Origin of the sequence: Nocardioides scoriae, assembly GCF_900104965.1 — a bacterium.
In the GTDB taxonomy this organism is placed as follows: domain Bacteria; phylum Actinomycetota; class Actinomycetes; order Propionibacteriales; family Nocardioidaceae; genus Marmoricola; species Marmoricola scoriae.
Window position 1 is genome coordinate 1,657,547 of the sequence record NZ_LT629757.1, and the last position, 20,320, is coordinate 1,677,866.

A 20,320-nucleotide genomic window follows, 5' to 3' on the forward strand; every position below is an offset into this window, starting at 1 on the left:
CGCTGCCCGGTCCTACCCGGGCAGGGCGGCGTGGCCGCGCTCGACCAGCGGCGGTACCAGCGCCCCGAGCCGGTCGAAGCCCTCGCCCACGGTGAGGCCCTGCTGCGAGCGGTAGTGGATGCCCTCGAAGATGGCCGCGATCTTGAAGTAGGCGAAGCCGAGGTACCACGGCATCTCGGCCAGGTCGAGACCGCTGCGATCGGCGTACGCCGCCAGCAGGGTGTCGCCGCCGGGCCAGCCGGCGACGTCGGCGGGGACCGCGGCCACCGGCAGGTCGAGCCCGCTGGTGCCCTGCCACCACACGACCGCCGAGGCCAGGTCGGCCAGCGGGTCGCCGAGGGTGGCCATCTCCCAGTCGAGCACCGCGCGCACCCGGCCGCCGGCCACGTCGACCATGACGTTGTCGAGGCGGTAGTCGCCGTGCACGATCGTGTGCCGCTGGGTCGTGGGCACGCGCTCCTCGAGCCGGTCGGCGAGCCGGTCGAGCTCGGGCAGGTCGCGGCTGTGGGACGACGCGAGCTGGCGGCGCCAGCGGCTGAGCTGGCGGTCGAGGTAGCCCGCGGGACGGCCGAGGTCGCCCAGGCCGACCGCCCCGGGGTCGAGGTCGTGCAGCCGCACCAGCACCCGCACCAGGTCGGTGGTCACCGCCTCGGCCTGCGCGGCGTCCAGCGCGGCCAGCTGCGGGGTCTCGCGCAGCACCTCGCCCTCGGCGAAGTCCATGACGTAGAAGGGCGCCCCGATCACCTGGTCGTCGGCCAGCACGAGCGGGGCCGGCACCGGCACCTCGGTGGGGGCCAGGGCGGCGAGCAGCCGGTGCTCCCGGCCCATGTCGTGGGCCGAGGCGAGGACGTGGCCCAGCGGCGGGCGCCGCAGCACCCACCGGCCGTGGCCGTCCTCCAGGACGTAGGTCAGGTTGGACCGGCCGCCCGCGGTGAGGCTGGCGCGCAGCGGCCCCTGGAGCAGCCCGGGCACGGCCTCGTGCAGGAAGGCCTCGACCGCCGCGACCGGGAGGCCCGGCGGGTCGGTCCGGGAGCCGCTGGGGTCGCTCACCCGACGATCACGACGTCCTCGGTGAAGGCGGTCGGGAGCCGGTCGGCGTCGGCGAAGTTGGCCACGTCGGCCACCGCCGCGGCGAACTCCTCCGAGCCGGCCGCGACCCCGAAGGCCGCCTCGTCGGCGAAGGACAGGCTGGCCACGCCGAGGAACGGCGGCTCGCCCTCGGGTGCGCCGAGGGCGTGCTGCTGCACGTAGTGCGCGACGCCGGGGACCCGGCGTACGACGTCGGCGTGGGTGGTGCGCCAGTACTGCAGCGCCTCGGACCGGTCGCTGCCGGACTTCTCGTGGAGCACGAAGGTGACGGTGAACATGCGCTTCTCCTCCTGGGTGGGAGCGACCCGGGGACCTCCCGGGCCGTGCCGTGGGGGACGGTGCGGGCCGGCGGACGCCAGCCGGCCCGCACCGCGTCGGGGGTGGACCCGGCTAGTCGCGCAGCTCGCGCCGCAGGATCTTGCCGGTGACCGTCTTGGGGAGCTCGTCGATGACGACGACCTGGCGGGGGTACTTGTACGCCGCCATCCGCTCCTTGCAGTGGGCGATCAGCTCCTCGGTCGTGACCTCGGAGCCGGCCTTGAGGCTGACGAAGGCCTTGACCGTCTCGCCGCGCTTCTCGTCGGGCACGCCGACCACGGCCGACTCGCGCACGGCGGGGTGCTCGGCCAGCACGTCCTCGACCTCGCGCGGCCACACCTTGTAGCCGGAGGCGTTGATCATGTCCTTCTTGCGGTCGACGATGAAGATCCAGCCCTGGTCGTTCATGAAGCCGACGTCGCCGCTCTTGAGCGCTCCCCCGGGCAGGTTGGCCTCGGTCTCCTCGGGCTTGCCCCAGTAGCCCGCGACCACCTGCGGGCCGTCGGCGACGATCTCGCCGACCTCCCCCAGCGGCAGGTCCTGGCCCTGCTCGTCCCAGATGTGCACGACGGTGCTGGGCACCGGCACGCCCACCGACAGCGCCCCCGAGGTGGGGTCGACCGGCGAGGGCGCCCCGAAGGGCGTCAGGGTCATCGGGCTCGTGGTCTCGGTCAGGCCGTAGGCGTTGTGCACCTGCAGCCCGGTGTGGGTGAGGAACGCCTTCTCCGCGGTCGGCGAGATCGCCGCGCCGCCGGAGTAGACCGAGGTGAAGGAGCTGAAGTGGTCCTTCGTGAACTCCGGGTGGTTGAAGAGCGCGTTGAAGGCCGTGATCGCGCCGATGGTGTACGTCGGCCGGTGCTCGACCAGCGCGTCCAGCACGACGTGCGGCTCGAACCGGTAGGCCAGCACCAGCGGCATCGGGGCCAGGAAGCTGACCGCGATGTGGCCGATCAGCCCGGTGATGTGGAACAGCGGCGCGATGCCGAAGACCGAGCCCGGCGCCTGGAAGCGGGCGCAGTCGCGGTAGACCGACGCCGTGAACACCACGTTGCGGTGGGTGTTCATCGCACCCTTGGGCACCCCGGTGGTCCCCGAGGTGTAGGTCAGGAACGCCACGTCGTCGGGGGCGAGCTCGACCGGCGGCGGCTGCTGGCCGCGGTGGGCCTCGATCAGCTCGGCGAGGTCGGTGGTGCCCTCGTGGCGCTGGCGCGACATCCCGGCGAAGAGCCGCTCGTCGTGGCGGGTCTGGTGCTCGAGCTCGCTGGTGGTGAGCACCAGCTCGACCGCGGTGCCGGGCACCACGTCGCGACCGACCTCGTCGTAGAGCTGCTCCAGGGCCACCAGCACCTTGGCGCCGGAGTCCTGCAGCAGGTAGGTCAGCTCGCGGGCCCGGCTCATCGGGTTGATGGAGACCATCACCCCGCCGGCCTTCCAGGTCGCGACCATGCAGACCAGGAACTGCGGCACGTTCTGCAGGTAGACCGCCAGCCGGTCGCCGGCCGCGAAGCCGTGCTCCAGCAGCGCCGAGGCCAGCGCGTCGCTCTGCTGGTCGAGCTCCTCGCGCGACATGACGCCGTCGAAGTAGACGACCGCCGCCCCGGACGGGTCCGTCGCCAGACCCGCCCGGAACATGTCGAGCGCGTTGTCGTGCTCGGGCGCCAGGTCGTGCGGCATGTCGCCGTAGAGGTCGAGCCAGGGCCGCTCGTCGTAGACGCCCATCGGGGTTACTTCACGACCAGCGGGTTGACGGGCGAGCCGCTGCCCAGGGCCACCTTGAGCGGCGCCGCGGCGTAGAAGAACTCGTAGACGCCGTCCTCGGCGCAGTCCTCGGCCAGCTGCTCGAGGTCGGCGATCTCGGTGAGCGTCACGCCCAGGTTGCGCATCAGGGCGTTGTGCAGCACCAGCGCGACCCCGTTGTTGGGATCGAAGGTGACCTCGTTGGCGATGGTGTCGGTGACCAGGTTGGGGATCTCCATGTCGGCGAACCACTGCACCAGCTCGGGGCTGTAGACCAGGCCGGGCTCGCAGAAGCCCTCGTAGAACTTCTCGCCCAGCGTGAAGAACAGCGAGATGTAGTTGGTGCGGATGACGAGGATGTCGCGCTTGCGCAGCTCGACGCCCTGGCTCTCCGCGCACGCGACCAGGTCCTCGTGGGTGTAGGTCTCGGCAGCGTCGAGGTTGTCCTTGCCGCGGAAGCGCGCCATGTCGAGCAGCACCGCACGGCCCACGACGCCGCGCTCGGCGATCGGCTGCACGCTGGCCTTCTGCAGGCCGCCGATCGTGGTGCGGGCGTCGTACCCGTTCCAGATCTGGCCGCCGTACCAGACGTGGCCGAGGGCGTCGTACTGCGTGGAGCCCTGGAGGAAGGCGTTGATCTTGTCGTCGGCGTAGTGCAGCCCGCCGGGGAAGGCCGGCCCCTTGCCGCCCTCGTCCCAGTCGCCCTCGTCGAGGATCTGGGTGCGCTCGGCCGGGGTGCGGCCGGGCCAGACCGGGTCACCCTTGGGGTCGCCGATGAGGCGCTGCAGCGTGAACACCTTGCCGCTCTTGATGAGGCCGGCGGCGGCGAGCACCTGCTCGGGGCCGAGGTAGTTCAGCGAGCCGACCTCGTCGTCCTCCCCCCACTTGCCCCAGTTGGTCGGCGCGTCCGCGAGCAGGTCGGTGAGGTCGGGAGCGGCGGGAGCCTCGTCGGTCATGGGTGTCCTCCTGGACGTGGGACTGGCGGTGAGGTGGGGCGCGCAGGTCGGGCGGCGCGCCGGATGGCCCCGGGCGGGCAGGCGAGCGAACGCCCACTCGGGTTTCAGTATGACGAGGCTCACAATGGTCGGCCCACGAGCGCTCGTCAACCCCCGGCAGCGGCCGTTGCCCAGGTCCACCAGTTTTCAGCAATCCTGAACTACGCTGGCGCCATGTCGTCACCTCGCGAGGACCGGGCCGCCCACCGGGCGGTGCTGGGCGCGACGGTGAGGCTGCTGCGTCGCCGCCGCGGCCTGACCCTGCGCGAGCTCGGCGACCGGCTCGGCGTCAGCACCGCCACGATGAGCGGCATCGAGACCGGCAAGACCGGTCTGTCGAGCGACCGGCTCTCCGAGCTGGCCGAGGTCCTGGGCGTCCCGGTCGACCAGCTGCTGGTCGCCACCGAGCCCGACCAGGTCCCCCCGGCGAGCGCCGTGCAGCCGTCGGCGCCGTCGCCCAGCGGCTCCTCGGCCGCCGACGCCGACTGGAGGCGCTACGACCCGCTCGAGTTCGACCCCGCGCTGACGGGGGCGCTCTCGTCGTTCCTCGAGTTCGGCTACCACGGCGCCACGATGCGCACCATCGCCGAGCGGGCCGGCCTGTCGGTGCCGGGCCTCTACCACTACTACTCGAGCAAGCAGGAGATGCTGGCGACGCTGCTCGACCTCACCATGACCGACCTGCGGCGCCGCACCGAGGCCGCGCGCGACGAGGGACGCGACGTCGTCGAGCGCTTCGCCAACCTCGTGGAGTGCCTCGCGCTCTACCACACCCACCGCCGCGAGCTGGCCTTCGTGGGGGCCTCCGAGATGCGCAGCCTGGCCCCCGAGACGCACCTGCGCGTGGCCCACCAGCGCACGGCCGAGCAGCGGATGGTCGACGCCGAGGTCGAGGCCGGCGTGCGCAGCGGCGTCTTCGCCACGCCCCGGCCCCACGAGGCCTCCCGGGCGGTCGTCACCATGTGCACCGCGCTGGCGCAGTGGTTCCGCCACGACGGCCCGCAGCCGCCCGAGCACGTCGCCGCGCTCTACGTCGACTTCGCGCTCGGCCTGGTGCGCGCCACCGGTATCCCGGCCGCACCCACCGACTCCTGAGGGGTGTCGCCCGCGCCGCGGGCCGTCCCCGAGGAGTGACCATGAACGTCTCCGCCCTGATGACCGACATCGACGACTGGTGCGGCACCCCGCACGGTCGCCCGCCGCGCCCGCCGTGGCTGCGCGACGCCCTCAGCGCGGTCGTGCTGACCGAGCTCTCGGCGGGCGCGGCCGGGGAGCGGCAGAAGGAGCTCTACGAGGTCGCGACCCGGCTCTACGACTCCGTCGCCGAGCAGGTCGCCCTCAACCCGCAGCCGCTGCCGCCCGTCGACGTCCCCGTCATCGAGCACTGACGCCGTCCCCCGGCTCGCCGTGGCGGGCCAGGGCGACCGCGCCCGCGACGGCCAGCACGAAGCCGGCGACCGCGACCGGCTCCCACCCGGGGCGGGTCCGGTCGCCGAGCAGCCAGACGCCGACCAGGGCGGGCACCACGGTCTCGCCGACCACCAGCGGGGCGGTCGCCACCGCGACCGAGCCGCGCTGCAGCGCCGTCGAGTACGCCAGCAGGGCCACCGCCCCGCCCAGCACCACGGCGTACGACGCGGGCTGGGCGAGCAGGTGGACCAGCCAGCCCGTCCGGCCCTCGCCGGGGCCGGGCGGGGGCAGCATCCGGGCGCCGATCGAGGTCACCCCGAAGCCGAGGCCGGCGGCGGCGCCGAGCAGGGCGGCCCCGCGGCTGCCCGCGAGACGTCCCCAGAGCACGGCCAGGCCGACGAGCAGCGCCGTGGCCACGAGCAGCCCGACCTGCTCGCCCGTGGTGACGGGCGCGGCCCGCTCCGCGGCGGCCGAGAGCGCGACCAGCACCAGGCCGCCCACCACGACCGCGAGCCCGACGCGGTCCGAGCGCCGCAACGGGGTGCGCAGCACCACCGCGCCCAGGGCGGCCGCCACGGCGAGGAAGGAGGCGACCACGGCCTGCACCGCGAACAGCGGCAGGCTGCGCACGGCGACCAGGGCGAGCACGAAGCCCAGCCCGTCGAGACCGACCCCGAGCAGGTAGCGCCACGACCGCGCCAGGCGCAGCAGCAGCCGTGGGTCGAGGGTCTGCCCGGCCTCGGTGGACCGGGCGGCGACGGCCTGGAGCACCGACCCCGTGCCGTAGCAGAGGCTGGCAGCGGACGCGCAGACCAGCCCGAGCAGCACCACCGCAGGGTACGACGCACCACCTGGGCCGGACCACGCACCGGACCGCCCCTGATGCGCGGTCCCAGCGCCTGGTAGAACGAGTTGTGGCCTCGGGCGGTTTGACCCAGATCCGCCGGTTGGCGGCCCACCCGTCGAGCGTCGGCGCCGCCCGCCGGATCCTGCACGACCTGCTGCTCGGCACGCCCCACGAGTCGTTGCTCGCCGACGGCCAGCTCGCGCTCAGCGAGGTCGTCACCAACGCCCTGGTCCACGCCGGCACCGAGGTCGAGCTGCGCGTCGAGATCGGCGTCGGCGTGCGCGTCGAGGTGGCCGACGGCAGCCCCCACCTGCCGGCGCCGCGCACCTACGCCAGCCTCACCGCCACCGGCCGCGGGCTGCACCTGCTCGAGGAGCTGGTCGCGCGCTGGGGCGTCCGCTCCAGCGGCGGCGGCAAGACGGTCTGGTTCGAGCTGGGCGTGCGCTCCGACGCCCCCTCCTCGGCCGAGGGCGACCTGGACGGCGCCGGGGGCAGCACCGATGACGACCCTCGCGCCCGCGACGCCGCGACGGTGGTGCTGCTGAGCGTGCCGCTGCTGCTGCACGCCGCCTGGCAGATGCAGGCCGAGTCGCTGCTGCGCGAGCACCTGCTCAGCCAGCTCGACGAGGCGAACGGCACCGATCAGATCGAGCGCCACGCGGCCGCGTCCGAGGCGCTCGCCGTGCTGCGCGACCAGCTTCCCGTGGCGGCGGTCGCGCCCGACCCCGCCACGCTGCTCGACGCGTCGACCGACCCGGCGCTCACGGCCGACCGGGTCGTGGTGCGCGTGCTGCCGGAGGCGCTGGCGCAGTTCGACCAGCTCCAGGAGCTGCTGCAGGCCGCGACCGCGATGGCCGACGCGGGCGTCCTGCTGACGCCGCCGACCCAGCCCGAGGTGCGCTCGCTGCGGCGCTGGCTGTGCGGCGAGGTGCTCGAGCAGGCGCAGGGCCGTCCCCCGCGGCGCTGGGACGGCGGGGTCGGCACCGAGCCCACCCGTGCCCCCGCTGCCTGGGACGACGCCGCGGTGGCCCGGGTCACCGGCGCCACCACCGCGGTCATCGCCGCCGACGACACCAACCGGATCCTGGCGGTGAGCCGTCCGGCGCTGGCCCTGCTGGGGTACGACGACCCCGCCGACCTGGTGCTCCACCGCCTCGTCGAGATCATCCCGGCGCGGTTCCGACAGGCCCACCTGTCGGGCTTCACGCTGCACCTGTACGCCGGCCGCTCGCCGCTGGTCGACCTCCCGGTCGTGGTCCCCGCCCTGCGCCGCGACGGCAGCGAGGTCTCGATCGGCATGACCATCCACGCCGAGCACCTCCCCCGCGGCCGTCGGGTCTTCCTGGCCCACCTGAGCGCCGTGCCCGCCCCGGACGGGGATTCCGAGACCGGAGGCTGATCCCGGGTCTCACCATCCGGAAGGCTCGTCAAAGTCGAGTGATCGGGTGTTGAATGGGTCCATGACCTGCTCGCTCGACCTGACGCCCCGGCTGACGCGCCGCCGCGCGGTCGACCTCATGTCGGTCACCAGCGCCATCTGTCGCTGACCCGTCCCGGCTCCCCGGCTCGCCACCCCGAGCCCGTCGCCGGACCACCGACCCAGGTCGTCCCGGGTCCTCGTGCCAGGACACCCGTCCCGCCCCGAGGGCCCACCCCGTCTCCGGAAGGCACTCCCGTGCACGTCACACCCGTCCCGCGCACCCGCACCCGCACCCGCACCCGCCATCCCCGCCGCCAGACGCTGCGCGTCCTCATCGCGACCGGGATCGCGCGGCTGGACTGAGCGCCAGCCAGGCGCGCGGGACGCGTCGACCGGGCCGGGCTGCGGCTCGCTCGGCGCGTCCTGGTGTGTCCGGCGCCCCACCCGGACGTCATCAGGATCGTGGGCTGGAGGCCACACCTCCGATGACGTCCGGGCCGGTCGCGGCGCGCGGCGCCACGGCGCACGGCCCCCGGCGGGCCCACGCGACGAACGCGCTCAGCAGGCCCAGCACCAGCGGCAGCACCGCCGTCGCTCCCCCGCCCACGACGAGGTTGGCGACCACCGCGCACGCCATGGTGGCGGTCAGGCACACGGCGGCCAGCGGCGTCAGCCACGGACGCACCCGCGTGGCCGCCGGCAGCACGAGGCCGACGGCGCCCAGCACCTCGGCCACGCCGGCGATGCGGAAGAGCACGACCGGGATGCCGCTCGCGGCCGCCTCCAGGTCGGCGCCCGAGGACACCAGCTTGCCCAGCCCCACCGCCAGGAACGCCACCGCCAGCAACGCCGACACCACCCACACGACCACCCTCATGCCGCACCCCTCTCGTCCGGATCCGCCGTCACGGGGGGCAGACCGGCACGAGCGGCGGGACTCATCGCGCGGGGCGGGGTCGCTGCTGCGTCGGTGAGATCCGCGCGAGAACGGGCACAGGGCGGGCTCACCGACGAGAGGAACCACCATGGGACTCGCTGACAAGGCCAAGAACGCCGCCGAAGACCTCAAGGGCAAGGGCAAGGAGGCCACGGGCGAGGCGACCAACGACGACTCGCTCAAGGCCGAGGGCAAGACCGACCAGACGAAGTCGTCGGCCAAGCAGGCCGGCGAGAACGTCAAGGACGTCTTCAAGGGCTGACCCGCCCGGCTCCACGCCGACGTCACGGTCGCGGCCCGCGGGCCCGGCCGTGGCGGCGTACGGCGTCAGGCGCCCAGCAGGTCGGCCAGCCCGACGAGGTCGTCGGCCTCCACCTCGGGTGCAAGCGCGTACGCCGGCCAGCCGGCCGCGCCGCGGCGTACCCACCCCGTCCGCAGGCCCGCCCGCGCCGCCCCGTCGAGGTCCCACGGGTGCACCGCGACCAGCATCGCCTCGCCCGCCGCGACCCCGCAGACCTCGAGCGCACGGGTGTAGGCACCGGCCAGCGGCTTCCAGCCCGGCCCGTCGGCCACGCTCAGCGTCTGCTCGACGACGTCGGCCAGACCGGCGCGCTCCAGCAGCGCGTCCGCGACTGCCGCGGAGCCGTTGCTCAGGGTGACCAGGCGGGTGCCGGACGCGTGCAGCGCCCGCAGGCCCGGCGCGACGTCGGCGTGCACGTCGAGCCGGGTGAAGGCCTCCATCACGGACGCAGCTCCCGCCTCGGGGTCCGCGGCACCGCGCGCGACCAGCCGCAGCCGCAGCGCCTCCGCGGCGACCTCGGCGAAGCCCGGGTTCTGCCCGACCGCGGTCAGCGCGAACCCGTCGCGCAGCACCCCGGCGAACCACGCCTCCCGCTCCCCCGGCTCCAGCCCGGCGGCGGCGAACGCGCCGTCCAGCCCGCTCAGGTCGGACAGGGTCTCGTTGACGTCGAGCACGATCACGGTGGGTCGGTCCATGCGGTGCTCGTACCCCGCAGCGACGACCCCGCGCCGACCTGAGCTGCCCGCGTGCGTCTGCCGTGACCGCGCCCCGGAGCCGCCCCGCAGGCGAGGGCTGAGGTCAGGCGTCGTGGTCAGGCGCGTACGCCGTCATGCGGATGGAGACGAGCAGCCCCGGGACCTCGGCGCCCAGCTTGGCGGCGTACCGCGCCGGCGGGTCGGACGGGAACCAGCGGGCGTACTCCTCGTTCATGCCGGCGAAGTCGGCAGGGTCGGCGAGCAGCACCCCGACCTCGACGACGTCGTCGAGCGTGGCACCGGCCTCCTCGAGGATGGCCTCGCAGCTGGCCAGCGCCTGGCGGGTCTGGGCCCCGATGTCGTCACCGGCCATCCGACCCGTGCTCGGCACCAGGCCGGTGGTCCCCGAGACGAACACCTGGGAGCCGGCCCTGACGGCCTGGCTGAACAGCGGTGAGCTCGGTGCGTTCGGTGTCGTGATGATCTGTCGCGGCATCTCGGACCTCCTCGCCGAGCGTCCCACGCGTGCACTAGCAGAGCGAACGGGCAAAAGCCCGTGAGCTGGACAAATGGTTGCCATACTGTTCGCAACCTGGGCCAGGAGCGAGATGAGCGCTGACAACTTCGGCACGACGTCGTCGCCCGAGCGCGCCCGCTCCCACAGCTGGGGCGGTCCCGAGGCGCGGGCCGAGCTGCGCCGGCTCGCCGAGGACGCCCGGACCCGCACCGGCTTCGGCGTCAGCATCGTCGACGTGCTGCGTGGCGACGGCTTCCTGGAGCCGGTCGCGTTCGCCGGGTCGGAGGACGGCGAGGCCGAGCTGGGCCAGAGCTACCCGGTCCGGCACATGCGTCGGGTGGCCGAGGCCGGCACCAGGTACGGCAAGTTCGTGTTCCTCGCCGAGGAGGACATGGATGCGGAGCTGCAGGAGGCGCTCCGTGGCCACGGGTACGTCCCGGCCCTCCCCGACTCGGGCGCCCCCGACCGGTGGCGGACCCTGGACATGCTGGTGGCGACGCTGACGGACCCGTCGGGCCGCACCCGCGCCCTGCTGCACCTCGACGAGCCCCTCTCGGGTCGCCGCCCGGGACCCCAGGAGCTGTGGCACATCGCCGACACCCTCGAGCTGGTCCTGCAGTCGGTGCTGGTCACGGTCGACCGCGAGGAGCTGACGCGGCACGCCCGGCTCGACGAGACGGCGCGCGCGGTGGTGCGGGCCGCGTCGCGGCGCCTCGGGGGTCGTGACCTGCTGGCCGAGGTGCACCCGCACCTGGTCGTCGGCTTCCGCGCCAGCTCGCTCGTGGTGCGGCTGCACGACCACCCCCAGGACCTGGACGACGACCGGGGCTGCGCCGCCGACCTGCCACCCGCCCTGGACGGCGCGATCGAGGCCGCCAGCCGACGGGCGTGGAGGTCGCGCACGGTGGTCATCGCCGAGCCGGGCGGGGTGTGGGGCGACGGGGAGCTGGCTCGGCACCACGGCCGCGCGCTCGCCGACCACCTCGCGGCCCACGACGCCAGCGAGCTGCTCGTCGTCCCCGTGGGGGCCGGGCACGAGGCCATGGGCACGCTGCTCGTGGTGCGCGAGGGCCGCGAGAACCGGTGGACCGAGGCGGAGAGCCAGGCCGCGCTCGGGGTCGGTCACGACGTGGGCCGGGCCCTGCTCAGCTCGCGGGCCCACGAGCGGGAGCAACAGCTCATCGTCGAGCTCCAGCAGCTCGACGAGTACCGCCGCCAGCTCATCGACACCGTCTCCCACGAGCTGAAGAACCCCCTCGGCGTCATCCTCGGCCACCTCGAGATGCTCGAGTCCGTCCCCGACCTGCCCGCGGAGGCGCAGACGTCGCTCGCCGCGATGGGGCGCAGCGCGGGCCGCGCACAGACGGTCGTCAACGACCTGCTGCTGATGAGCAGCGTCGGCACCCACGACCACACGGTCGGGTTCCCGGTCGACCTGGGCGACGTCCTCGCCGAGGTCTGCGCCGACGAGGCGCTGCGTGCCGCCCAGCAGGGCGTGGTGCTGCGGATCGCGCCCGGCGCCGGGCCGCTCGTGGTGTCCGGCCAGGGCGCCGAGCTGCGCTCGCTCGTCGGCAACCTGGTCAGCAACGCGGTGAAGTACTCCGACGCCGGGAGCGCCGTCGACGTGTCGCTCCACCGGAGTCGCGACGAGGTCGTCCTCACCTGCGCCGACCACGGCCTCGGGATCTCGGAGGACGACCGCCAGCGGCTGTTCACGGAGTTCTTCCGCTCGACCAACCCGGACGCCCTGCAGCGACCGGGCACGGGCCTCGGCCTGGCCATCGTCGCCCGGATCGCCGATCGTCACGGCGCCCACATCGACGTCGAGAGCGCGGTCGGAGTGGGCACGACGTTCCGCGTCCGATTCCCGGCAGCCGCGGACGACCCCGCCGGCACCACCCCCGCCCGAGACGGCCACGGCGCCGTACGCCGCCTCGGCGCCCGGGTCGCCGCGGGCTAGCAACGCGCAGCGGTGGCCGCCCTGCACGCACCTGCTTGCTCTCTGCGTGCCCCTTAGGCGGCGGTTAGGCGCAGCCGCGCGATCGTCGTCAGTTGCGGTTGTGACCGAGAGATCGGGCGTGAAGGACGTCTTTCCAGTACGACTCGCGCTCAAGGACGGTGTCGTCGTCGGTACGCATGGACCAGTACTCCAACAGCGCGAATCGCAGGTTCCGCCGGTAGTAGTCCTCACCCTTCTCTTCAAGCAGCGCTCGAAGGCCGACGTTGCCGCCGTGGAGGGTTGACGCGTAGGTCGACCACCGCTGCCAGATGCCGGTGTCCCCGTACGCCGAGCCGACGTAACGCTGCCCGGTCTCCTGATCGTGAATGACGTAAACGCCCTTCATGCTCTCGAGGGCGATCCGCCAGTCCGCGCGCGACTGGGCAACGACGGCTTGTAAGTCCGCAAGACTGTGGTTGATCCGGTCATGCCCAGGGAATGGATCGCCCGAAAACGGTTCTTCGAGGATGGACGAGACCACCATCGTCGGCAGGACTGACTCCATCCGCTGACGAATGTTGCGTCCCGACCGCCTGTGCCGGATCCACAGTCGACGTCTGAATGCACCCATGATGTCCTCGCGAAGCGCGACCGTGTATGAGCGTGCGTGCTGTTCAGCGCCGCGCTCGAGCACCTCCCAGATGCCGCCGAAGAGCCAGAGCGTCGGGTCGTGCTTGTCCGCTGCCATCGAGAAGATGAACTCGCGATTAAAATCGTTGTTAACGCTTCGCCATGAGTTCCAGCCCTGCCACTCCTCAGCGTCCGTGGCAAGGACGTCGATCGGGTGCTCGATCTGATTCCAGACGGCAAAGTGGACCTTGTGCTGCATGGGATGGAAGCCCGTGGGCAGCAAACTCGTCAGGGGAATGGGCTGCATCCGTCGCACGGTAGCCCGAGCTAAGCATTCGGGGGACCGTCTCGCGGCGGTGTGGGCCACCGTGGCCCAGCGAGCACCCCACTGAACGGGCCCTGAAGAACCGGGTGTGCCCCAGGCGGATCAGAGGTTGCTCTGGATCCCCGCCAGCAGCTGCCGGGCCGCGACGATCCGCTGCACCTGGTTGGTGCCCTCGTAGATCTGGGTGATCTTGGCGTCGCGCATCATCCGCTCGACGGGGTAGTCGCGGGTGAAGCCGTAGCCGCCGAGCACCTGGACGGCGTCGGTGGTGACCTGCATGGCGGTGTCGGAGGCGAAGGTCTTCGAAGCGGCGCCGAAGAAGGTGAGGTCCTTGTCGCCGCGCTCGGAGCGGCCGGCGGCGGCGTACGTGATCTGGCGGGCGGCCTCGACGCGGATGCCCATGTCGGCGAGCATGAACTGCAGGCCCTGGAAGTCGGCGATGGGCTTGCCGAACTGCTGGCGCTCCTGGGCGTAGCCGAGCGCGTAGTCCAGCGCACCCTGGGCGATGCCGACGGCCTGGGCCGCGATGGTGACGCGGGTGTGGTCGAGGGTCTTCATGGCGGTGGCGAAGCCGCTGCCGACCTCGCCGATGATGCGACTCCCCGGGATGTGGACGTTGTCGAGGTAGACCTCGCGGGTCGGGGAGCCCTTGATGCCGAGCTTCTTCTCCGGGGCGCCGAAGGAGACGCCCTCGTCGGACTTCTCCACGACGAAGGCCGAGATGCCGCCGCGGGTGCGCTTGTCGGGGTCGGTGACCGCCATGACGGTGTAGAACTCCGACTCCCCCGCGTTGGTGATCCAGCGCTTCACGCCGTTGAGGACCCAGCCGTCGCCGTCGGGCTTGGCGGTGCACTTCATGCCTCCCGCGTCGGAGCCGGCGTCGGGCTCCGACAGGCAGTAGGAGAAGCCGCCCTCACCGGCGGCGAGCTTGGAGAGGTACTTCTGCTTCAGCTCCTCCGAGCCGCTGATCTGCACCGGGAGCGAGCCCAGCTTGTTGACGGCGGGGATGAGCGAGGAGCTCGCGCAGGCGCGGGCCACCTCCTCGATGACGATGACGGTGGCGAGCGCGTCGGCGCCGGCGCCGCCGTACTGCTCGGGCACGTGCGGCGCGTGGAAGTCCGAGGCCAGCAGCGCGGCGGCGGCCTCGTGGGGGTAGCGGGCCTCCTCGTCGACGGCCGCGGCGTACGGCGCGATCTTGTCGTCCGCGACGGCGCGCACCGCCTCGCGGATCGCCTGGTGCTCCTCGGAGAGCGCGTACATCGGGTAGCCGGCGTCAGAGGTCATGCCCCCGATGTTAACGACCGTTAGCCGAAGCCGAGCGGGCGCAGGTCCAGGTCGTCGGCGTGAGGTACGTCGCCCTCGCCGGGGCCCGTCCCTGCCTGGGCCACCGCGAGCCACGGCACCCCGGCGGCGGCCGCGTCGTGCAGGGCTCGCACGACGAGCGCCTCGCGCGCCCACCGGGCCCGACCGGGGTCCGGCTCGACGACGACGTCGCCGAGGTGGACGGCCAGCTCGTCGTCGGCCGCGAGCTGCACGAGCGCGGCGGCGGTGGCGGTGCGGCCGGCGAAGACGACGTACGCCACGAAGCCGGGCCGCTCGGCCAGCCCGCTGAGCTCGGCCAGCACCGCCGGCGGCTCCCGGTCCTGCGCCGCGAGCGCCTCGCCCAGCACCCGGGCGACCTGGCGGGCCACGCCCCAGCCGACCTGCTCGACGTGGGGACCGTCGGGAGCGGGCGTGACGAGCCCGGTGCGGGCGACGAGGGTCGGGCTCACCGGGCTGACGGTAGAGCAGCCTAGGGTCGGGGCATGAGCGAGAGCTGGCAGGAGAAGAGCGCGGTCGACCTGATGCTGGACGACTGCGAGACCTGGGCGGTCGTGGGCCTGTCCGGCGACCCGAGCCGCACGGCGTACTCCATCGCGAGCCTGCTCCAGGAGCGCGGCAAGCGGATCGTGCCGGTGCACCCGGACGCGCCGACGGTCCTCGGGGAGCAGGGGTACGCCAGCCTGGCCGACATCCCGTTCCCGGTCGACGTCGTCGACGTGTTCCGGCGCTCCGAGGCGGCCGGCCAGTTCGCCGACGAGGCCGTCGCGATCGGCGCCCGCGGGGTCTGGCTGCAGCTCGGGGTCGTCGACGAGGACGCCTTCGCCCGCACCCGGGCGGCCGGCGTCGCGATGGTGATGGACACCTGCCCGGCCATCGAGTGGCGCCGTCGGGGCTGACACCAGCCTCGCCGCCCGACCCGAAGTCAGGTCGCCGGCAGGTCGAGCCGGGCAGAATGGGTGCGTCCTCCGCCTCTTGAGCCCCGGGAGCCACACGTGTTCGACCTCGTCAACGGCCTGCCGATCCACCCCCTCGTCGTCCACGCCGTGGTCGTGCTGCTGCCGGTCGCCATGCTCGGCACCATCGCCCTGGCCGTGCGCCCGCGCTGGCGCCGCCCCTACGGCCCGCTGCTGATCGTCGTGACCGCGGTCGCCACGGCCCTGATCCCGGTCGCGACCTCCTCGGGCGAGGCGCTCGAGAAGCGCGTCGGCAACCCCGGCGAGCACGCCGAGCTCGGCGACCAGCTGATCTGGTTCGCGATCCCGCTGCTGGTGCTCCTGGTCGCGCTGGTGGTCCTCGACCGGCGCCGCACCCCGTCCGAGACCCGCACCGGCGACGCCACCGTGGCCACCCGCTCCTCCTCGTCGAAGGCGCTCACCGCCGTCGCCGTGCTGGCCGTGATCGCCGGCCTCGCCACCACGGTGCAGGTCTACCGGATCGGCGACTCCGGCGCCCGCGCCGCCTGGGGCGACCAGGTCTCCGGCTCCTCGTCCGGCGGCGAGTCCGACTAGCCCCGGCGCCGGCCCCTGGCTCGGGGCCGTCCCCGCGGCCCGGCGCACGTAGGTTGTCCGCGTGGACCACGCAGGCGAGCCCGGCTCCGGACTCCGCGTCCGTCCGGGTCCCGGGCTGCCCCAGGGGCTCCTGGTGCCCGAGGGCGACCTGGTGGAGCGCTTCAGCCGCTCGTCGGGCCCCGGCGGCCAGTCGGTCAACACCACCGACAGCCGCGTCGAGGTCGTCCTCGACCTGACCCGCACCTCCGCGCTGAGCGACGACCAGCGCCGGCGGGCCGTCGAGCGCGTCGGCGCGGTGCTCAGCGTCACCGCCTCCGAGCAGCGCTCCCAGCTGCGCAACCGCACCGCCGCGCGGCAGCGGCTGGCCGACCGGCTGCGCGAGGCGCTCGCTCCCCCGCCGGTCACCCGGGTGCCCACCAAGCCCACCCGCGGGTCGAAGCGGCGACGCCTCGAGGCGAAGTCGCGACGCGGCCGTACCAAGCAGCTGCGGGGCCGCGTCACCGGCGAGTGAGGCGCGAATCACCCGGGCGGGGGGTGGGTACAGCCACCAGGTGAGCACCCCGACCGGAACCACCTCCGCGGACACCGGCCACCACCTCGCGCTGACCGTCGACGGCCAGCCGCGCGAGGTCGAGGTCGACGTCCGCTCCACCCTCCTCGACACGCTGCGCGAGCGGCTCGGCGTCACCACCGTCAAGAAGGGGTGCGACCACGGCCAGTGCGGCTCGTGCACCGTGCTCCTCGACGGCCGCCGCCACCTGACCTGCCTCAGCCTCGCCGTCCAGCACGACGGCGCCCAGATCACCACGGCCGACGGCCTCGCCGCGGCCGACGGGGGCGGCGCCGACGACCTGCACGCCGTGCAGCAGGCCTTCCTCGACCGCGACGCCTACCAGTGCGGCTACTGCACGCCCGGCCAGGTCTGCTCCGCCGTCGGCGTGCTCGACGAGCTCAGGCAGGGCCACCCCTCCTACGTCACCGACGACCTCGAGGCCGAGGTCGACCTGATCACGGCGCTGGACTCCGACGACCTCGACGACGAGCTGCGGGAGCGGATGAGCGGCAACCTGTGCCGCTGCGGCGCCTACGTCAACATCCTGGCCGCGATCAGGGACGCCGCCGGCGTCGGCGACCCCGACGCCCCCGCCACCACCACCGAGGAGGCGTCCCGATGAGGACCTTCGACTTCGTCCGTCCCGACGACGTGCAGGGCGCGGTCGCGGCCGTCGCCGGCGACCCCGAGGCCCGCTTCATCGCGGGCGGCAGCAACCTCGTGGACCACCTCAAGCTCGGCGTCGCCCGCCCCGGCACCCTGGTCGACGTCACCCGGCTCCCGCTGGCCGCCGTGGAGCCGTACGACGGTGGCCTGCGCGTCGGCGCCAACGTGCGCAACAGCGACCTCGCCGCCCACCCCGTGGTCCGGCAGCAGTGGCCGGCCGTGGCCCGCGCCCTGCTCGCCGGCGCCTCGGGCCAGATCCGCCACCAGGCCACCACCGGCGGCAACCTGCTCCAGCGCACCCGCTGCGTCTACTTCCAGGACGTCACCACGCCCTGCCACAAGCGCGAGCCCGGCAGCGGGTGCTCGGCCCTGGAGGGCTACGGCCGCTACAACGCGATCCTCGGTGCGTCCGAGTCGTGCGTGGCCACCCACCCCTCCGACCTCGCGGTCGCGCTGGCCGCGGTCGACGCGGTCGTCGTCGTGCAGGGGCCCGAGGGTGAGCGCCGGATCCCGCTGACCGAGCTGCACCGGCTGCCCGGCGACCGGCCCCAGGACGACACCGTCCTCGCCCACGGCGACCTCGTCGTGGCGGTCGAGCTGCCCTCGACGCCCGACTCGCGGCTCTCGACCTACCACAAGGCGCGCGACCGCGCGTCGTACGCCTTCGCGCTGGTCTCGGTCGCGGCCGCCCTCGAGCTCGACGGCGACGTCGTGCGCGACGTCCGCGTCGCCTGGGGCGGGGTCGCCCACAAGCCGTGGCGCGCCAGCGTCCTGGAGGACCGGCTGCGCGGGCAGGCGCTGACCGAGGCGAGCATCGCCGCGGCCTGCGACGCCGAGCTTGCGCAGGCCCGCACCGGCGAGGACAACGCCTTCAAGCCCGCCATGGTGCGCGGCGCCACCGTGCACGCGCTCACCGGCCTCGCCCGCCGGGCCGGCGCCCCCACCCCCACCCGCGCGACGGAGGCCGACCAGTGAGCACCACCCAGGACCAGCCGCCCACCCGCACCGCGCGGCCGATCCAGGCCCGCGAGATGGGTCGCCCGGTCGTGCGCCGCGACGGGCGCGCCAAGGTCACCGGCACCGCGACGTACGCCGCCGAGCACCGCCAGGACGCCCTGCACGCCGTCGTCGTCCAGTCGACCATCGCTCGGGGCCGGATCACCGCCCTGGTCAGCGCGCAGGCGCTGGCCCACCCGGGCGTGGTCGCGGTGCTCGACCACACCAACGCCGGCCGCCTCGCGGACACCAGCGACCGCGAGCTCGCCGTGCTCCAGGACGACCGGGTCGGCTTCCGCGGCCAGGTGGTCGCGGTCGTGCTGGCCGAGACGCTCGAGGCCGCCCGCGAGGGCGCGGCGCTGGTCAAGGTCAGCTACGCCGCCGAGCAGCACCGCGCCGAGCTGCGGGAGCAGGACGCGACCGACACCCCGGAGAAGGTCAACGCCGGCTACCCCACCGACACCGACCAGGGCGACGTCGACCGGGCGATGGCCGAGGCGGCCGTGACCGTCGAGCAGACCTACTCCACGCCGTACCTGCACAACAACCCGATGGAGCCCCACGCCACCCTCGCGCTGTGGGACGAGGGCGCCGAGCAGCCGCTGGTGCTCCACGACTCCACCCAGGGCGTGCACCCCGTCGCGAAGACGATCGCGCCGCTGTTCGGCCTCGAGCCGGCGCAGGTCCAGGTGCTCGCGCCGTACGTCGGCGGCGGGTTCGGCAGCAAGGGGCTGCCCCACTGCCACGAGGTGGTCGCCACCCTGGCCGCCCAGGCGGTGCCCGGCCGGGCGGTCAAGCTGGTGCTCACGCGCCAGCAGCTGTTCGCGCTCGCGGGCTACCGCACGGCCACCATCTCCCGGATGCGGCTCGGCGCCGACGCCGAGGGCCGCCTCACCGCGGTCGGCCACGAGGTGCTGGAGCAGACCTCGGCCATCAAGGAGTTCGCGGAGCAGACGGCCACCATCAGCCGGATGATGTACGCCGGCGAGCACCGCCGCACCAGCCACCGGCTGGCCCGGCTCGACGTCGCCGTGCCCTCGTGGATGCGTGCGCCGGGCGAGATGCCGGGCGCCCACGCGCTCGAGGTCGCGATGGACGAGCTGGCCGTCGCCGCGGGGATCGACCCCGTCGAGCTGCGGGTGCGCAACGACCAGCCCGAGCACCCCGAGGAGGGGACGCCCTGGAACCACCGGCGGCTGGTCGACTGCCTGCACCGCGGGGCCGCGAGCTTCGGGTGGGGCGGCCGCGCGGCCGAGCCCCGGGCCACGCTCGACGGCGACTGGTGGGTCGGCACGGGCGTGGCGTCGGCGACGTACCCGACGTACGTCATGCCGGGCAACCAGGCCCGCGTGGTCGCGCTCGAGGACGGCCGCTTCCGGGTCGAGGTCGGGGCCGTCGACATCGGCACCGGCGCCTCGACCGTGCTCGCGCAGATCGCCGCCGACGCCCTGGACGTCCCGATGACCTGCGTCGACCTCGCCATCGGCAGCACCGACCTGCCCAGGGCCACGGTCGCCGGCGGCTCCGCGGGCACCAGCTCGTGGGGCGGCGCGATCGCCGCGGCCGCCGAGCAGCTGCGCGAGGACCACGGCGAGCACCCGAGCCCCGGGGCCGAGAGCACGGCGGGCGGCCAGGCCGACCCGCGCCAGCAGGACCACGCGATGCACTCCTTCGGCGCCGTCTTCGCCGAGGTGAGGGTGCACCGCTGGACCGGCGAGCTCCGGGTGGCGCGGCTGCACGGCGCCTACTCGGTGGGCCGCATCGTCAACCCGGTGCTGGCGCGCTCGCAGTTCCTCGGCGCCCTGACGATGGGCCTGTCCTCGGCGCTGTTCGAGGCGTCCGTGCGCGACCCGCGCTTCGGCCACGTCGTCACCCAGGACCTGGCCAGCTACCACGTCGCCTCGCACGCCGACGTCCGCGACCTGTCGGTCGAGTGGGTCGACGAGGAGGACACGATCGCCACCCCGATGGGCTCGCGCGGCATCGGCGAGATCGGCATCGTCGGCACGTCGGCGGCGATCGCCAACGCGGCCCACCACGCGACCGGCGTGCGGGTGCGCTCGCTCCCGGTCACCGCCGACCGGTTCCTCGAGGGCGCGACGCCGGGCTGAGCG

At 73.9% G+C, this 20,320-nt stretch carries 22 protein-coding genes; 11 read left to right on the top strand and 11 right to left on the bottom strand.

What is annotated here, in order from left to right; all coding sequences use genetic code 11:
- Positions 1-12: 12 nt before the first annotated feature.
- The 4 genes from BLU55_RS07910 to BLU55_RS07925 all read right to left on the bottom strand — a co-directional run bounded on the left by BLU55_RS07910 (position 13) and on the right by BLU55_RS07925 (position 4,100).
- Positions 13-1,050, bottom strand: coding sequence for a phosphotransferase family protein (locus tag BLU55_RS07910; protein WP_091728138.1), 1,038 nt, complete (start codon positions 1,048-1,050; stop codon positions 13-15).
- A complete protein-coding gene (locus BLU55_RS07915) occupies positions 1,047-1,367 on the bottom strand; it encodes an EthD family reductase (RefSeq protein WP_091728141.1) in 321 nt (106 codons plus the stop codon). Before BLU55_RS07915 ends, BLU55_RS07910 begins: the two co-directional genes overlap by 4 nt.
- Positions 1,368-1,479: 112 nt before the next feature.
- Entirely contained in the window at positions 1,480-3,126 is a 1,647-nt protein-coding gene (locus BLU55_RS07920; protein WP_091728144.1) for a class I adenylate-forming enzyme family protein, read from the bottom strand.
- Between the two features lie 5 nt (positions 3,127-3,131).
- Positions 3,132-4,100 carry a cyclase family protein gene (locus tag BLU55_RS07925; protein ID WP_091728147.1) on the bottom strand — a complete coding sequence of 323 codons (969 nt, stop codon included), beginning with the start codon at positions 4,098-4,100 and terminating at the stop codon, positions 3,132-3,134.
- Positions 4,101-4,313: 213 nt separating this feature from the next.
- Between BLU55_RS07925 and BLU55_RS07930 the strand changes: the two genes are divergently transcribed.
- Together BLU55_RS07930 and BLU55_RS07935 are read left to right on the top strand one after the other, a co-directional pair.
- Entirely contained in the window at positions 4,314-5,234 is a 921-nt protein-coding gene (locus tag BLU55_RS07930) for a TetR family transcriptional regulator (protein ID WP_091728150.1), read from the top strand.
- Between the two features lie 41 nt (positions 5,235-5,275).
- Positions 5,276-5,527 (top strand): hypothetical protein, encoded by a 252-nt coding sequence (locus tag BLU55_RS07935; RefSeq protein ID WP_091728153.1) that lies wholly within the window; start codon positions 5,276-5,278, stop codon positions 5,525-5,527.
- Here the strand turns inward: BLU55_RS07935 and BLU55_RS07940 are convergent.
- Positions 5,514-6,377, bottom strand: a complete 864-nt coding sequence (locus tag BLU55_RS07940; protein WP_091733613.1) for a hypothetical protein — start codon at positions 6,375-6,377, stop codon at positions 5,514-5,516. The two genes, BLU55_RS07935 and BLU55_RS07940, sit on opposite strands and share 14 nt — an antisense overlap.
- 101 nt (positions 6,378-6,478) lie before the next feature.
- On the opposite strand from BLU55_RS07940, the gene BLU55_RS07945 reads away from it, so the two are divergent.
- A complete protein-coding gene (locus BLU55_RS07945; protein WP_172833885.1) occupies positions 6,479-7,795 on the top strand; it encodes an ATP-binding protein in 1,317 nt (438 codons plus the stop codon).
- A gap of 475 nt (positions 7,796-8,270) precedes the next feature.
- Here the strand turns inward: BLU55_RS07945 and BLU55_RS07950 are convergent, their stop codons facing one another.
- Positions 8,271-8,693: a DoxX family protein gene (locus tag BLU55_RS07950; protein WP_091728159.1), complete on the bottom strand. Its 423-nt coding sequence runs from the start codon at positions 8,691-8,693 to the stop codon at positions 8,271-8,273.
- 148 nt (positions 8,694-8,841) lie between these two features.
- Here BLU55_RS07950 and BLU55_RS07955 point away from each other — a divergent pair, with 148 nt between their 5' ends.
- On the top strand, positions 8,842-9,015 hold the full coding sequence (locus BLU55_RS07955; protein WP_091728161.1) for a CsbD family protein: 174 nt from the start codon (positions 8,842-8,844) through the stop codon (positions 9,013-9,015).
- A 65-nt stretch (positions 9,016-9,080) separates the two neighbouring features.
- Here BLU55_RS07955 and BLU55_RS07960 read toward each other — a convergent pair whose 3' ends face one another.
- Positions 9,081-9,749 carry a haloacid dehalogenase type II gene (locus BLU55_RS07960; protein ID WP_091728164.1) on the bottom strand — a complete coding sequence of 223 codons (669 nt, stop codon included), beginning with the start codon at positions 9,747-9,749 and terminating at the stop codon, positions 9,081-9,083.
- Positions 9,750-9,852: 103 nt separating this feature from the next.
- Positions 9,853-10,245, bottom strand: a complete 393-nt coding sequence (locus BLU55_RS07965) for a RidA family protein (protein ID WP_091728167.1) — start codon at positions 10,243-10,245, stop codon at positions 9,853-9,855.
- 112 nt (positions 10,246-10,357) lie between these two features.
- Between BLU55_RS07965 and BLU55_RS07970 the strand changes: the two genes are divergently transcribed.
- Positions 10,358-12,226, top strand: coding sequence for a sensor histidine kinase (locus BLU55_RS07970; RefSeq protein WP_091728169.1), 1,869 nt, complete (start codon positions 10,358-10,360; stop codon positions 12,224-12,226).
- A gap of 88 nt (positions 12,227-12,314) precedes the next feature.
- On the opposite strand, the gene BLU55_RS07975 is transcribed toward BLU55_RS07970, so the two are convergent.
- From BLU55_RS07975 to BLU55_RS07985, 3 genes are all read right to left on the bottom strand, one after another.
- Entirely contained in the window at positions 12,315-13,142 is an 828-nt protein-coding gene (locus BLU55_RS07975; RefSeq protein ID WP_091728172.1) for a GIY-YIG nuclease family protein, read from the bottom strand.
- 120 nt (positions 13,143-13,262) lie between these two features.
- Entirely contained in the window at positions 13,263-14,444 is a 1,182-nt protein-coding gene (locus tag BLU55_RS07980; protein WP_091728174.1) for an acyl-CoA dehydrogenase family protein, read from the bottom strand.
- Positions 14,445-14,464: 20 nt separating this feature from the next.
- Positions 14,465-14,932 carry a hypothetical protein gene (locus BLU55_RS07985; RefSeq protein ID WP_091728177.1) on the bottom strand — a complete coding sequence of 156 codons (468 nt, stop codon included), beginning with the start codon at positions 14,930-14,932 and terminating at the stop codon, positions 14,465-14,467.
- A gap of 33 nt (positions 14,933-14,965) precedes the next feature.
- Here BLU55_RS07985 and BLU55_RS07990 point away from each other — a divergent pair, with 33 nt between their 5' ends.
- The 6 genes from BLU55_RS07990 (at position 14,966) to BLU55_RS08015 (ending at position 20,317) form a co-directional block, all read left to right on the top strand.
- On the top strand, positions 14,966-15,379 hold the full coding sequence (locus BLU55_RS07990; protein ID WP_091728180.1) for a CoA-binding protein: 414 nt from the start codon (positions 14,966-14,968) through the stop codon (positions 15,377-15,379).
- A gap of 96 nt (positions 15,380-15,475) precedes the next feature.
- Positions 15,476-15,991 carry a DUF2231 domain-containing protein gene (locus BLU55_RS07995; RefSeq protein ID WP_091728182.1) on the top strand — a complete coding sequence of 172 codons (516 nt, stop codon included), beginning with the start codon at positions 15,476-15,478 and terminating at the stop codon, positions 15,989-15,991.
- Between the two features lie 61 nt (positions 15,992-16,052).
- The gene (gene arfB / locus BLU55_RS08000; RefSeq protein WP_091728184.1) at positions 16,053-16,502 is read left to right on the top strand and encodes an alternative ribosome rescue aminoacyl-tRNA hydrolase ArfB; all 450 of its coding nucleotides are present in this window, start codon (positions 16,053-16,055) and stop codon (positions 16,500-16,502) included.
- Between the two features lie 40 nt (positions 16,503-16,542).
- Entirely contained in the window at positions 16,543-17,166 is a 624-nt protein-coding gene (locus BLU55_RS08005; RefSeq protein ID WP_091728185.1) for a 2Fe-2S iron-sulfur cluster-binding protein, read from the top strand.
- Positions 17,163-18,185 (top strand): FAD binding domain-containing protein, encoded by a 1,023-nt coding sequence (locus BLU55_RS08010; protein ID WP_091728187.1) that lies wholly within the window; start codon positions 17,163-17,165, stop codon positions 18,183-18,185. Before BLU55_RS08005 ends, BLU55_RS08010 begins: the two co-directional genes overlap by 4 nt.
- Positions 18,182-20,317: a xanthine dehydrogenase family protein molybdopterin-binding subunit gene (locus tag BLU55_RS08015; protein ID WP_231917110.1), complete on the top strand. Its 2,136-nt coding sequence runs from the start codon at positions 18,182-18,184 to the stop codon at positions 20,315-20,317. Before BLU55_RS08010 ends, BLU55_RS08015 begins: the two co-directional genes overlap by 4 nt.
- The last annotated feature ends 3 nt before the right edge of the window (positions 20,318-20,320 follow it).